Origin of the sequence: Nonomuraea sp. SBT364, from assembly GCF_001083785.1 — a bacterium.
Classification (GTDB): domain Bacteria; phylum Actinomycetota; class Actinomycetes; order Streptosporangiales; family Streptosporangiaceae; genus Nonomuraea.
In genome coordinates this window covers 1-12,561 of sequence record NZ_LAVL01000217.1, presented here as the reverse complement: position 1 = coordinate 12,561, position 12,561 = coordinate 1, and the positions used below count along the sequence as shown (strand labels likewise).

General features: G+C 73.8%; 11 protein-coding genes and 1 pseudogene. 6 read left to right on the top strand and 6 right to left on the bottom strand.

Features of this window, described 5'->3' with window-relative positions:
• Positions 1-277 (top strand): annotated as a pseudogene (locus tag ADY59_RS53035) (hypothetical protein); the annotation flags it as partial.
• Positions 278-618: 341 nt separating this feature from the next.
• On the opposite strand, the gene metH reads toward ADY59_RS53035, so the two are convergent.
• Entirely contained in the window at positions 619-4,080 is a 3,462-nt protein-coding gene (gene metH, locus ADY59_RS43260) for a methionine synthase (RefSeq protein WP_049575897.1), read from the bottom strand.
• A gap of 142 nt (positions 4,081-4,222) precedes the next feature.
• On the opposite strand from metH, the gene ADY59_RS43255 reads away from it, so the two are divergent.
• Complete coding sequence (locus ADY59_RS43255) at positions 4,223-5,077, top strand: PAC2 family protein (RefSeq protein ID WP_049575894.1); 855 nt, start codon at positions 4,223-4,225, stop codon at positions 5,075-5,077.
• Between the two features lie 86 nt (positions 5,078-5,163).
• Positions 5,164-5,757, top strand: a complete 594-nt coding sequence (locus ADY59_RS43250; RefSeq protein ID WP_231619168.1) for a hypothetical protein — start codon at positions 5,164-5,166, stop codon at positions 5,755-5,757.
• Here ADY59_RS43250 and ADY59_RS43245 read toward each other — a convergent pair.
• Together ADY59_RS43245 and ADY59_RS43240 are read right to left on the bottom strand one after the other, a co-directional pair.
• Positions 5,658-6,443 (bottom strand): sirohydrochlorin chelatase, encoded by a 786-nt coding sequence (locus ADY59_RS43245; protein ID WP_049575890.1) that lies wholly within the window; start codon positions 6,441-6,443, stop codon positions 5,658-5,660. The two genes, ADY59_RS43250 and ADY59_RS43245, sit on opposite strands and share 100 nt — an antisense overlap.
• Entirely contained in the window at positions 6,440-7,579 is a 1,140-nt protein-coding gene (locus ADY59_RS43240; RefSeq protein WP_049575887.1) for a uroporphyrinogen-III synthase, read from the bottom strand. Before ADY59_RS43240 ends, ADY59_RS43245 begins: the two co-directional genes overlap by 4 nt.
• A gap of 189 nt (positions 7,580-7,768) precedes the next feature.
• Here ADY59_RS43240 and def point away from each other — a divergent pair, with 189 nt between their 5' ends.
• On the top strand, positions 7,769-8,254 hold the full coding sequence (def, locus tag ADY59_RS43235) for a peptide deformylase (RefSeq protein WP_049575884.1): 486 nt from the start codon (positions 7,769-7,771) through the stop codon (positions 8,252-8,254).
• Here def and ADY59_RS49335 read toward each other — a convergent pair.
• Genes ADY59_RS49335 through ADY59_RS43225 form a run of 3 tightly spaced genes read right to left on the bottom strand, consistent with a single transcriptional unit; the run spans position 8,190 to position 10,006 of the window.
• Positions 8,190-8,474: a WhiB family transcriptional regulator gene (locus ADY59_RS49335; RefSeq protein ID WP_082310844.1), complete on the bottom strand. Its 285-nt coding sequence runs from the start codon at positions 8,472-8,474 to the stop codon at positions 8,190-8,192. The two genes, def and ADY59_RS49335, sit on opposite strands and share 65 nt — an antisense overlap.
• 33 nt (positions 8,475-8,507) lie before the next feature.
• A complete protein-coding gene (locus ADY59_RS43230; protein WP_049575880.1) occupies positions 8,508-9,428 on the bottom strand; it encodes a glycosyltransferase in 921 nt (306 codons plus the stop codon).
• Positions 9,425-10,006: a D-glycero-alpha-D-manno-heptose-1,7-bisphosphate 7-phosphatase gene (locus ADY59_RS43225; protein WP_082310843.1), complete on the bottom strand. Its 582-nt coding sequence runs from the start codon at positions 10,004-10,006 to the stop codon at positions 9,425-9,427. The genes ADY59_RS43230 and ADY59_RS43225 overlap by 4 nt, the downstream gene beginning before the upstream one ends.
• A 174-nt stretch (positions 10,007-10,180) precedes the next feature.
• Here ADY59_RS43225 and ADY59_RS43220 point away from each other — a divergent pair, with 174 nt between their 5' ends.
• Both ADY59_RS43220 and ADY59_RS43215 read left to right on the top strand, forming a co-directional pair.
• Entirely contained in the window at positions 10,181-11,812 is a 1,632-nt protein-coding gene (locus ADY59_RS43220; protein WP_049575877.1) for a carbamoyltransferase family protein, read from the top strand.
• Positions 11,809-12,561 (top strand): glycosyltransferase family 2 protein (locus ADY59_RS43215; protein ID WP_049575874.1); only part of this gene is annotated, 753 nt, incomplete at its 3' end. The genes ADY59_RS43220 and ADY59_RS43215, both read left to right, overlap by 4 nt.

The following is a 12,561-nucleotide window of genomic DNA, read 5'->3' as shown; positions in this document are numbered from 1 at the left end:
CCCCCACAGGGGCCCGGATCCCGCCCGCATCACAGGCGCCCCCACCGGCTCGGTGAGGACGGGCGAGGCGCCGGACCGGGCGACGTACCCGAACCCGGCCCCGGAGCCCCGGCCCGAGCCCAGCCCGGCCGCGCCCGGGAACCAGCAGCAGCGGCCAACCAGCCAGACGGCCGTCCCCTTCGAGGGCGGCCACGACGCCGGCAGACGCGCCCGAGCCCCTACAAGCCCGCCCGGAGCCTCCACCAGGCGCGGCCACGATCCAGACAGACCCACCTGAGGAGCCGGCGCCCGAGACCCGCCGCACCAAGACCCGGCACCTGGGGCCCGCTGGACCAGGACCCGATGCCAGGACCCGATGCCAGGACCCGATGCCAGGACCCGATGCCAGGGCCCCTGTACCAGGACCGGGCACCCGGGGGCCCGCTGGAGCAGAACCCGGCGCCCGGGGCCTGCTGGACCAGGACCCGGCGCCCGGGGCACGCTGGACCAGGACCCGGCGGGCCCGGCTCGCCCAGGGTGCTCAAGGGCAGGCAGGGTGGCAGCCCGCCAGGGCCGCCGCCCGGGAGATCGTGGATGCCGGCCCCGGCCCCGGGGCCGGACGGAACGTCCGGAACGATGTCAGACGTTGAAGTACTTGGCCTCCGGGTGGTGGGCGACCAGGGCGGAGGTGGCCTGCTCCGGGTGGAGCTGGAACTCCTCCGACAGCGTGACCCCGATCCGCTCCGGGTCCAGCAGCTGGAAGAGCTGGACCTGATCCTCCAGGTTGGGGCAGGCGGGGTAGCCGAAGGAGTAGCGGCACCCCTGGATGTTGACCTTGAGCATGTCGTCCAGGGACTCCTCGCCGCCGATCCGCCACTCCGAGCGGACCCGGGCGTGCCAGTATTCGGCCAGCGCCTCGGTGAGCTGCACCGACAGGCCGTGCAGCTCGAGGTAGTCGCGGTAGGCGTCCTTGGCGAACAGCTCGGCGGTGGCCTCGGAGATCTTGCTGCCCATGGTGGCGACCTGGAAGCCGACCACGTCGACCTCGCCGGAGTCCTTGCCGCGGAAGAAGTCGGACAGGCACAGGTGCCGGTCGCGGCGCTGGCGCGGGAAGGTGAAGCGGGTGCGCTCGTCGCCCTTGTCGTCGAGGATGATCAGCGAGTCGCCGTCGCTCACGCACGGGAAGTAGCCGTAGACGACGGCCGCCTCCAGCAGGCCCTCGGTCTGCATGCGCTCCAGCCACATGCGCAGCCGCGGCCGCCCTTCGGTCTCGACCAGCTCCTCGTAGCCGGGGCCGTCGCCGCCGCGGGTGGGCTTGAGCCCCCACTGCCCGAGGAACAGCGCGCGCTCGTCGAGGAAGGCGGCGTAGTCGGCGAGCGGGATGCCCTTGACGATGCGGTCGCCGTGGAAGGGCGGCGTGGGCACCGGGTTGTCCGCGGCCACGTCGGAGCGGGCGGGCAGCTCCTCGACGGGGGTGCGGTCGAGGACGGCGCCGGTCTTGACGCGGCGCTCGCGCAGCGGCGGCAGCGTGGCGCCCTCGACGCCGCGCTTGACGGCCATGAAGGCGTCCATCAGCCGCAGGCCCTCGAAGGCGTCGCGGGCGTAGCGCACCTCGCCGGGGAACAGCTCGGCCAGGTCCTGCTCGACGTAGGCGCGGGTGAGCGCGGCGCCGCCGAGCAGCACCGGGTAGCGGTCGGACAGGCCCCTGGAGCTCATCTCCTCCAGGTTCTCCTTCATCACGACGGTCGACTTGACCAGGAGGCCGGACATGCCGATGACGTCGGCGCGCTGTTCGTCGGCGGCCTCCAGGATGGCGGAGACGGGCTGCTTGATGCCGAGGTTGACGACCTCGTAGCCGTTGTTGGACAGGATGATGTCGACGAGGTTCTTGCCGATGTCGTGCACGTCGCCCTTGACGGTGGCCAGCACGATGCGGCCCTTGGTCTCGCCCTCGACCCGGTCCATGTGCGGTTCCAGGTAGGCGACGGCGTTCTTCATCACTTCGGCCGACTGCAGCACGAACGGCAGCTGCATCTGGCCGGAGCCGAACAGCTCGCCGACCGTCTTCATGCCGTCGAGCAGCACCTCGTTGATGATCTCCAGCGCGGGCCGCTGGGCGAGGCCCGCGTCGAGGTCGGCCTCCAGGCCCTTCTTCTCGCCGTCGATGATGCGGCGCTTGAGCCGTTCCCACAGCGGCAGCGCGGCCAGCTCCTCGGCCTTGCCCGCGCGCATCGCGGCGGCGTCGACGCCCTCGAACAGGTCCATGAACCGCTGCAGCGGGTCGTAGCCCTCGCGGCGCCGGTCGTAGACCATGTCGAGCGCGACCTGGCGCTGCTCGTCGGGGATGCGCGCCATCGGCAGGATCTTGGACGCGTGCACGATCGCGGAGTCGAGCCCGGCGTTGACGCACTCGTTGAGGAAGACGGAGTTGAGCACCATGCGCGCGGCCGGGTTGAGGCCGAAGGAGATGTTGGACAGCCCGAGCGTGGTCTGCACGCCGGGGTAGCGGCGCTTGAGCTCGCGGATGGCCTCGATGGTCTCCAGCCCGTCGCGCCGGGTCTCCTCCTGGCCGGTGGCGATGGGGAAGGTGAGGCAGTCGACGATGATGTCCTCGACCTTCATCCCCCAGTTGCCGACCAGGTCCTCGATCAGGCGGGTGGCGACGCGGACCTTCCACTCGGCGGTGCGCGCCTGGCCCTCCTCGTCGATGGTCAGGGCGACCACGGCGGCGCCGTGCTCGCGGACCAGCCGCATGATCCGCTGGAAGCGGGAGTCGGGGCCGGTGCCGTCCTCGTAGTTGACGGAGTTGACGACGGCGCGGCCGCCGAGCATCTCCAGGCCCGCGCGGATCACCTCGGACTCGGTCGAGTCGATCATGATCGGCAGGGTCGAGGCGGTGGCGAGCCGGAAGGCGAGCTCCTTCATGTCGGCGACGCCGTCGCGGCCGACGTAGTCGACGCACAGGTCGAGCATGTGCGCGCCGCCGCGGGCCTGGTCGCGGGCCGTCTCGACGCAGTCGTCCCAGCGGCCTTCGAGCATGGCCTCGCGGAAGGCCTTGGAGCCGTTGGTGTTGCAGCGCTCGCCGATGGCCAGGTAGGAGGTGTCCTGCCGGAACGGGACGGACTGGTAGAGGGAGGACGCGCCCGGCTCGGGGTGCGGGCGGCGGGCGGCGCTCTCGCGGCCGCGCACGGTCTCGACGACCTGGCGCAGGTGCTCGGGGGTGGTGCCACAGCAGCCGCCGACGAGCGACAGGCCGTAGTCGTGGGAGAAGGTGTCGTGCGCGGCGGCGAGCTCGCCGGGGCTCAGCGGGTAGTAGGCGCCGTCGGAGGTGAGCACCGGCAGGCCCGCGTTGGGCATGCAGGACAGCCGCAGCCGGGAGTGGCGGGCCAGGTAGCGCAGGTGCTCGCTCATCTCGGCGGGGCCGGTGGCGCAGTTGAGGCCGATGACGTCGACGCCGAGCGGCTCGACGGCGGTGAGCGCGGCGCCGATCTCGGAGCCGAGGAGCATGGCGCCGTTGGTCTCGATCGTCACCTGGGCGATGACCGGCACGTCGCGGCCGGCCGCCTCGATGGCCCGCTTGGCGCCGATGACGGCGGCCTTGACCTGGAGGAGGTCCTGGCAGGTCTCGATGATGAGGGCGTCGGCGCCGCCGGCGATCAGGCCGGCCGCGTTGTCGCGGTAGGCGTCGCGCAGGGTCTCGTACGGCAGGTGGCCCAGGGTGGGGAGCTTGGTGCCGGGGCCCATCGAGCCGAGGACGAAGCGCGGCCGCTCGGGCGTGGACCAGTGGTCCGCGCGCTCGCGCGCGATGCGGGCGCCCGCCTCGGAGTATTCGTAGACGCGCGCGCCGATGTCGTACTCGCCCAGGGCGGTGAGGTTGGCGCCGAAGGTGTTGGTCTCCACGCAGTCGACGCCCACGGCGAAGTAGGCGTCGTGGACGCCGGCGACGATGTCGGGCCGGGTGACGTTGAGCACCTCGTTGCAGCCCTCGTGGCCCTGGAAGTCGTCGAGCGTCGGGTCCTGCGCCTGCAGCATCGTCCCCATGGCGCCGTCGGCGACGACCACACGCTGGGACAGCACTTCACGGAAGGAGGAGATGCTCATGGGCAAAGCCTATCGGCTGCGCCCGCGCGGAATTTCCTGTGGGATGCCCGGCAGGCACGCGGCGCTGATCACGCTTACCGAGTGACATGAGTGGGCCCCCACCGCATAGGCTTAGCGGGATGGCGGAGACAGGAGGCGACACGTGATCGAGCTCGAAGGGCTCCCCGAGCTCGTCGACCCGGTGCTCATTGCCGCGTTCGAGGGCTGGAACGACGCGGGCGAGGCTTCGAGCGGTGTGATCGCCCATCTCGAGTCCGCGTGGAAGGCCGAGCCTCTGGCGGAGCTCGACCCCGACGACTATTACGACTTCCAGGTCACCCGCCCCGTCGTGGAGATGGGCGACGGCCTGACGCGGTCCATCGTGTGGCCGACGACCCGGCTGCTGCGCGCCCGGCCGCCGGGCAGCGAGCGTGACGTGGTGCTGCTGCGCGGCATCGAGCCCAACATGCGCTGGCGCTCGTTCTGCGCCGACATCGTGGAGGTCTGCCGCGAGCTGGGGGTGGAGCTGGCGGTGATGCTGGGGGCGCTGCTCAACGACTCCCCGCACACGCGTCCGGTGCCGATCCTGGGCGGGGCCACCGACGAGGCGCTGGCCCGCTCGACCAACCTGGAGCTGAGCCGCTACGAGGGGCCGACGGGCATCGTGGGGGTGCTGCAGCACGCGTTCGGCGAGGCTGGGCTGGGCGCGATCACGCTGTGGGCGTCGGTGCCGCACTACGTGGCGCAGCCGCCCAACCCGAAGGCCACGCTGGCGCTGCTGCGCCGGCTGGAGGACGTGCTGGAGATCCCCATGCCGCTGGGCGACCTCGACGAGGAGGCGCGCGCCTGGGAGCACGGCGTGGACGAGCTCGCCTCGCAGGACAGCGAGGTGGCCGAGTACGTCAAGGAGCTGGAGGAGCGCAAGGACGCGGCGGAGCTGCCGGAGGCGAGCGGCGACGCGATCGCCGCCGAGTTCGAGCGCTACCTGCGGCGGCGCGATCGCGACACGGACAGCTGACGGCGCACACCTGGCCAACCGCCGTACTTTTCCGGCAAAGCGGGTCATAATCGTGGTTTCACGTGGCTGCTCACGTTAGGCCGGCGATGGCGACTTCACAGAGCGATCCGCAGACTTCACAGGGCGATCCGCAGACTTCACGAAGCGATCCGCACCAGAGCCAGGACACCAGGCGGCGCGTCCTGGAGATGGCCGTCCCGCTCCGCCGGGACCGGGTGGACGGCTCGGTCGACCACTTCCTGGCGCTGCTGCAGGATCGGCTGCCGCTGTGGCTGCGGATGCTGCACGACCTCACGCACCGGGCCGGCCGGGGGACGGTCGGCGGCAACCTGGCGCCGGTGGCCCGCGCGGGCATCGACCACTACGTCGAGGTGCAGTCGGCGGCGCTGCCGGCGTTCACCTCGCCGCAGGTGACGGTGCGGTTCCGGCAGGCGCTGCGCGACACCGGGCTGGGTCCGGGGGCCGAGGTCGAGCCGCTGGCCGCCTACCTGGAGGCCGAGCGGCGGCTGTCGCGGCTCGCCCCGCAGGTGGATCCGCGGGCGAGCGCGCGCCTGCTGCTGGCCGGCTGCTTCCACCGGGCCTACATCGAGCTGTTCGTCGGGACGTACGGGGTGCCGGAGCGTGACGTGAGCGCCGAGGAGATCGTCCGCGAGCTGCGGCTGGAGCCGGCCGCCGGCTGAGCGCGCACGGCGGCGTCGTAGCGGTGCCAGACGAGGGAGACCACCCCGGGATGGTCGCCGAGCGGGTCGCTGACCAGGCCGGCGCCCGAGGCCAGCAGCCGGCCGTGGAAGAACCCCGGGGCCAGCAGGTAGGAGGCCACGGCGACGCGCCCGGCGGACGTCGCGCGGGCCCGTTCCAGCGCCTCGTCCAGCGCCGGGGCGCCGCAGGAGACGAACGCGGCGGTGACCGGCCGCGACAGGCGCGCGCTCAGGAGGCGGGCGGCGGCGCGGACGTCGTCCAGCCCGGACGGGTCGGACGAGCCGGCCGCGCCGAGGACGACCGCGTCGCCGTCGCGCAGGCCCGCACCCTCCAGGCGGCCGGCCAGGGCGCCGGTGAGCAGGTCGTGCGGGCCGAGCTGTCCCGCGACGACGGCGTCGGGGCGGTGCGCGGCGACGACGGCGGGCAGGTCGATGTGCACGTGGTAACCGCCCGCGAGCAGCAGCGGGACGACGACCACCGGGCCCCCGGCGGCGGCCAGCACGGCGGGCAGCGGCGGGGAGCTGATCTCCAGATAGGCCTGCTCGACGCGGACGCCGGGCCGGGCCCGCCGGACGGCGGCGGCCAGCGCGGCCAGGGTGCGCTCCCCCTCCACGCTGCGGGTGCCGTGCGCCACCAGGACCAGCGCGGGCCTCTGCGCCGGCCTCACTGCCCGGCCTCGTAGGCGCAGGCCAGGCGGTAGCCGCGTTTGACCACGGTCTCGACGATCCCGGACGGGCCGAGGGCGCGGCGCAGGCGGGTGATCGCCATCTCGACGGCGTGCTCGGCCGACTCCCGGGCCGCGCTGCCCGGCAGCACCGTGCGCAGGTCGGCGCGGGAGACGACGTGGCCGGGCTTGGCGGCCAGGCGTTTGAGCACCGCCATCGGGGCGGGCGGCAGCGGCTTGAGCTCGCCGTCGACGACGACCGCGTGGCCGCGGATCTCCAGCCGGTGCCCGCCGGCGTCCAGCCGGGTGACGGAGTGCTCGGGCAGGTGCCTGGCCAGCGCGCGGGCCAGCGCGCCGAGCCGGGAGCGGTCGGGCTGGAGGGTGGGCACGCCGCGCTCGGCCAGCGGCGCGGCGGTGACCGGGCCGACGCAGGCCGCCACGACGGGCCCGGCGAACGCGGCCAGCAGCCCGTCCTCCAGCCCGTCGGCCCGGGCCGCGCCGAGCATGGCGTGCACGGCGGGGGCGCTGGTGAAGGCCACCGCGTCGACCGCGCCGGAGACGGTCTGGCTGATGAGGCGGCGCAGCGGCGACGGGTCGCGGTAGGGCAGCCACCGGTAGACGGGGATCTCGATCACCTCGGCCCCGGCGCGGCGCAGGTCGTCGACGAAGTCGGTGAGCGGCTCGCCGTGCTGCTGCACCGCGATGCGGCGGCCGCGCAGGTCCTGGTCGAGCAGGTAGCGCTTGACCTCGTCGCACGACTCCGTGGGCGGGGTCCAGTGGTCGTTCAGCCCGGCGGCGCGCACCGCTCCCCTGGCCTTCGGGCCGCGGGTGAGCAGGCGCGACCTGGACAGGTGCTCGCCGAGGTCGCCGGAGAGCCCCCAGCCCTCGGCGGCGGCCATCCAGCCGCGGAAGCCGACGCCGGTGGTGATCACCACGTCGTGGACCGGTCCCTCCAGGCTGCGGCGGGTGGCGGCCAGCAGGTCGGCGTCCTCGGCCAGCGGCACGAGCCTGATCGCCGGGGCGCTCAGCACGCGCGCGCCACGCCGTTCGAGCAGCGCGCCGAACTCCTCGCGCCGCCGGGTGGCGGTGACGCCGACGGTGAAGCCCGCCAGCGCGTCGGGCGCGGTCTCCAGGATCATGCGGGCACCTCGCCGGGACTGCCGGGCATCACACGGGCGTGAGCCGATGGTGAAATCACATGTCCGATCCTGCGATCGGGGCGTTTCGGCACTGTTACCGCCGTGCTACAACCCGGAACCCGTGCGGTTGGCGAGCCCCGCGCGCGGGAAACCCCTGGGTGTGCGACGCGACGTATCGGGGAGTTGCGGGTGACGGTGCTGCCTATCCGGATGTTCGGCGATCCGGCGCTCCGCTCGGTGGCGGAGCCGGTGAAAGACTTCGATCGTGAGCTGCGCAGGCTGGTCAAGTCCCTGACGGCGACGTTGCGCGCCGGTCAGGGGCGGGCCGGGCTGGCCGCTCCCCAGCTCGGGGTGCCGCTGCGCGTGCTGGTCTACGCGTACGACGGCGCGTCGGGCCATCTGATCAATCCGAGGCTGGAGCTGTCGCAGCGCCGGATCACGGCCGACGAGGCGTGCCTGTCGGCGCCGGGCGTGTGGTGGCCGCTGGAACGCGCGTACATGGTCACGGCGCGCGGCCGCGACATGTTCGGCAAGCCCGTGACCGTGCGCGCGCTCGGGGTGCTGGCCCGGGTCATGCAGCACGAGACCGACCACCTCGACGGGGTGCTGTTCAGCGACCACCTCGAAGCGGACGAGCGGGCGCGCTTCCTGGCGGCGGCATCGCCTTCGGGATGAGGGCCCGCCGCTGTTCGGGGTCGGTGCCGCCCCAGACGCCGTGCGCCTGGCGGCTGCTGATCGCGTAGTCGAGGCAGGGCCGGCGCACCGGGCAGTCCCGGCAGATCGACTTGGCGCGTTCCACCTGTGACTGGCCGGGGCCCTGGTGCGAGATCGGGAAGAACAGCTCAGGGTCCAGGTCCAGGCAGGCGGCCCTGCGTGACCATTCGAGCATCGTCATCATGCTCATCGCGCCTACCCAGGCGAAATCGGGTCATACCTCTTCGAGCAGGTGGTCCCAATCGTGCAGGAACCTGTCGAGCCCGTACCGGGCCAGCGCGGCGGCGCGGGCGGCCTTGCCCGCCTGCGCGGCGCGCTCGGGGTCGTCGGCGAAGCCCCTGAGCGCGTCGGCGAGCACGTCCACGCGGGTGGAGATGACGCCGGCCTCCGGCGGCACCGCCTCGACGGCCTCGGTGGCGGCCAGCGCCACCACCGGCAGGCCCAGCGTCATCGCCTCGATCAGCGCCAGCCCGAGCGAGGTCCAGCGGTAGGGGTGCAGGTAGACGCGCCGCCGCGCCAGCTCGGCGTGCATGCGCTCCTGCGGCAGGTCCTCGTACGTGCCGTACGGCAGGCCGTCGACCTGCATCCCGAACAGGTCGAGCGGCACCTCGGCGGCGAAGCGCGGCAGCAGGTCGGTGCCGGCCACGCGGGTGCGCCGGACCGGCTCGTTCACCACGACGCCGGCTCTGCGCAGCTCACCGGTGTAGAGGTGGCCGGGATCGGGGACGCCGTGCTCGATCACCCGCGTGGGCGCCCGGCCGTTGTCCCAGAACAGCTCGTTGAAGTACGTGACGTGCACGAGGGGGACGTCGTCGCGATCGGCCAGCGGATGCCGGGTGCGGGGCACGTCGCCGATGGGCGTGTTGTGCTCCACGTAGACGCCCGGCAGATCGCGGCCGAGCCATTCGCGGGCCAGCTCCAGCTCGTGCGGCCGCTGGTAGACGACCAGGTCGAGGGGCTCGTCGCGGAGCCGGTCCCAGGGCACCTCGCGGGCGGTGGCGGGCCAGTCGTAGGTGGCGGCCCGTCCCCGGCCGTCAGGACCACGGCCGGGGACGAGCGGAAGGACGTAGTCGTGGCGGCCCCGTACGAACGCGGTCGTCCACGAGCCGTGCACGTGCCAGAGCAGGATCCTCACCAGTGGCTCCACCCGACGGTGTGGGCGGCCGGGCCGGCGGCGACGGTGACGGCGTCGCTCAGCACCCGGTCGGCCACGTCGAGCAGGTCGGCGGCCACCTCGGCGGCCCGTTCGATCTCCTCGCGCCGGGTCAGCGCGGTGGGCACCATGATGCCGCGGGCGCCCGCGGCCCTGGCGGCCTCCATGTCCCTGCCGATGTCGCCCACGACGACGCAGTCGCGCGGGCTCACGTCGAGCACCGCGGCCGCCCTGATCACCAGGCCGGGGGCGGGCTTGCGGCAGGTGCAGCCGTCGCCGTCGTCGTGCACACAGATCGCCCACGCGTCGAACGGCCCGAGCAGCTCCTCGACCCGGGCGTTGACCTGCTCCATCTCGTCGGGCGTCAGCAGGCCCTTGGCCACGCCCGACTGGTTGGTCACGACCGCCACCGGCACGTCGGCGCGGCGCAGCCTGCCGAGCGCCTCCAGCGCGCCCGGCATGGGGGTCACCCTGGCCGGGTCGCCGTTGTACGGGACGTCCCTGATCAGGGTCCCGTCGCGGTCGAAGAGCACGGCCCCGGGACGTCGTTGTTCGAACACTGCTCACCTCCGTCGCGTGCCCGGCAGCTACCCGGCCACATGTCCGGCAAACAACTACTTAGAGTAATCAATACCCCTTTGGCGCAGGTGTTTCCGCATTTCCCGGGCTTAGGCCATGTTTGAGAGCCGCTCCTCTCGGTAGCGGTTCTCCAATCCTGCAGGGGGAGGAGACTGATGAGATTTCTCGGCATCAACGCGATCTTCCATGACCCGGCCGCCGCGCTCGTGGCGGACGGCAAGGTGGTCGCCGCCGCGGAGGAGGAACGGTTCAGCCGCCGCAAGCACGGCAAGCGGCCGCTGCCGTTCTCCGCGTGGGAGCTGCCGGAGCAGGCCGCCGCCTGGTGCCTGCGGGAGGCCGGCATCGGGCCCGAGGACATCGACGCGGTGGCCTACTCCTACGACCCCGCCCTGGTCCGGCAGGCGCCCGACGGCGACTGGGAGGAGCTGCGCACCCGTTACGCGGTGCGCGCCCCGCTGTTCCTGGCCACGGCGCTGCCCGGGCTCGACCCGGCGCAGGTGCGGTTCGTGCCGCACCACGTGGCGCACGCCGCCTCGGCCGGGCTCGCCTCGCCGTGGCGCGACTGCGCGGTGCTGGTGTGCGACGGGCGCGGCGAGGACGTCTCCCACCTGGCCGGCCGCTACCGCGACGGCGAGCTGGAGGTGCTCGCCGCGCAGCGGCTGCCGCACTCGCTGGGGCTGCTGTACGAGGAGGTCACCGAGCACCTGGGCTTCCTGCGCTCCAGCGACGAGTACAAGGTGATGGCGATGGCCTCCTACGGGACGCCGCGCCACCTGGGCGAGCTGCGTGAGCTCATCTGCACGACCGGCGACGGCGGCTTCCGCGCCGGTCCCGTCGACTGGAACGGCTACGCCAAGGCGCTGGGCAGGGGCGAGCCGTGGACCGCCGACCACGCCGACCTGGCCGCCAGCGTCCAGGCACGGCTGGAGGAGGTGCTGCTGGAGCTGGCCGGCTGGCTGCACGAGCGCACCGGTGAGCGGCGGCTGGCGCTGGCCGGCGGGGTCGCGCTCAACTGCGTGGCCAACACCCGGCTGCTGGCCGAGGGGCCGTTCGACGAGGTGTGGGTGCAGCCGGCCGCGGGCGACTCCGGCACCGCGCTGGGCGGCGCCCTGCACCTGGCGCAGGCCCACGGCGAGCCGGCCGCGCCGATGGGCAGCGCCGCGCTCGGGCGCGGGTTCACCGACGAGGAGATCGGCGCGTGGCTGGAGGTGGCCCGGGTGCCGCACTCGCGGCCGGCCGACCTGGCCGCCGCCGTGGCCGCCGAACTCGCCGCCGACCGGATCGTCGCCTGGTTCCAGGGCCGGTCGGAGTACGGGCCGAGGGCGCTGGGACAGCGGTCGCTGCTCGCCCATCCGGGGCACGCGCGCAACACCGAGCGGCTCAACGACGTCAAGGGCCGCGAGCAGTTCCGGCCGATCGCGCCCATGGTGCTGGAGTCGCGGGCCGGCGAGATCTTCGGCCGGGGGCCGGCGGTCTCGCCGTACATGCTGTTCGTGCACGACGTGCACCCCGACTGGCGCGACCGGATCCCGGCGGTGGTGCACGTGGACGGGACGGCCCGCGTCCAGACCGTCTCCCCCGGCGCGAACCCGCTGCTGGCGCGCATGCTGGCCGAGTTCGAGACGCGCACCGGGCTGCCCGTGGTGGTGAACACGAGCCTCAACACGGCGGGCCGGCCCATGGTGGACGACCCGCGTGACGCGCTGGAGTGCTTCGGCTCCTCGCCCGTCGAGGTGCTCGCGCTCGGGCCGTACCTGGTGCGGCGCGGGGAGGTGTTCGGATCGTGATCACCGTGGTGATCCCCACCATCGGGCGGCCGTCGCTCGCGGCCACGCTCGCCTCGCTGGGGACGGACCTGCCGATCATCGTGGCCGACGACCGGCCCGACCCGTCGCCGCCGCTCGCGCTGCCGTCGCACGTGCGCGTCGTACGGTCGGGCGGCCGGGGCCCGGCGGCGGCCCGCAACGCCGGCTGGCGGCTCGCCGGGACGCCGTGGGTGGCCTTCCTGGACGACGACGTGGTGCCGGAGCCCGGGTGGGCCGAGGCGGTGTGGAAGGACCTGGCCGGGCTGCCGGACGACGTGGCGGGCAGCCAGGGCCGCATCGTGGTGCCGCTGCCCCGGGGCCGCCCGCCCACCGATGCCGAGCGGCACACCGCCGGTCTGGAGACGGCCGAGTGGCCGACGGCGGACATGGCCTACCGGGTGTCGGCGCTGCGGGGCGTGGGGGGCTTCGACGAGCGCTTCCCCCGCGCGTACCGGGAGGACGCCGACCTGGCCCTGCGGGTGCGGGCGGCGGGCCACCGGCTCGTCAGGGGCGCGCGCGTGACCACGCATCCGCTGCGGCAGGACGGCTTCTGGTCCAGCGCCCGCTTCCAGCGGGGCAACGCCGACGACGCGCTGATGCGCCGTCTGCACGGCCGCGCCTGGCGCCGGGCGATCGGCGGCCCGCGCGGCCGCCTGCGCCGCCACGCCGCCACCACCGCCTTCGCCCTCACCGCGGCCGCCCTGGCCGCCACGAGGGCGAAGGCGGTGGTG

Coding starts and splice junctions, on each gene's coding strand:
- ADY59_RS43250 (WP_231619168.1), top strand. CDS start 5,164: ATGGCGACTTCACAGAGCGATCCGCAGACTTCACAGGGCGATCCGCAG.
- ADY59_RS49335 (WP_082310844.1), bottom strand. CDS start 8,474: ATGACGATGCTCGAATGGTCACGCAGGGCCGCCTGCCTGGACCTGGAC.
- ADY59_RS43220 (WP_049575877.1), top strand. CDS start 10,181: ATGAGATTTCTCGGCATCAACGCGATCTTCCATGACCCGGCCGCCGCG.
- metH (WP_049575897.1), bottom strand. CDS start 4,080: ATGAGCATCTCCTCCTTCCGTGAAGTGCTGTCCCAGCGTGTGGTCGTC.
- ADY59_RS43240 (WP_049575887.1), bottom strand. CDS start 7,579: ATGATCCTGGAGACCGCGCCCGACGCGCTGGCGGGCTTCACCGTCGGC.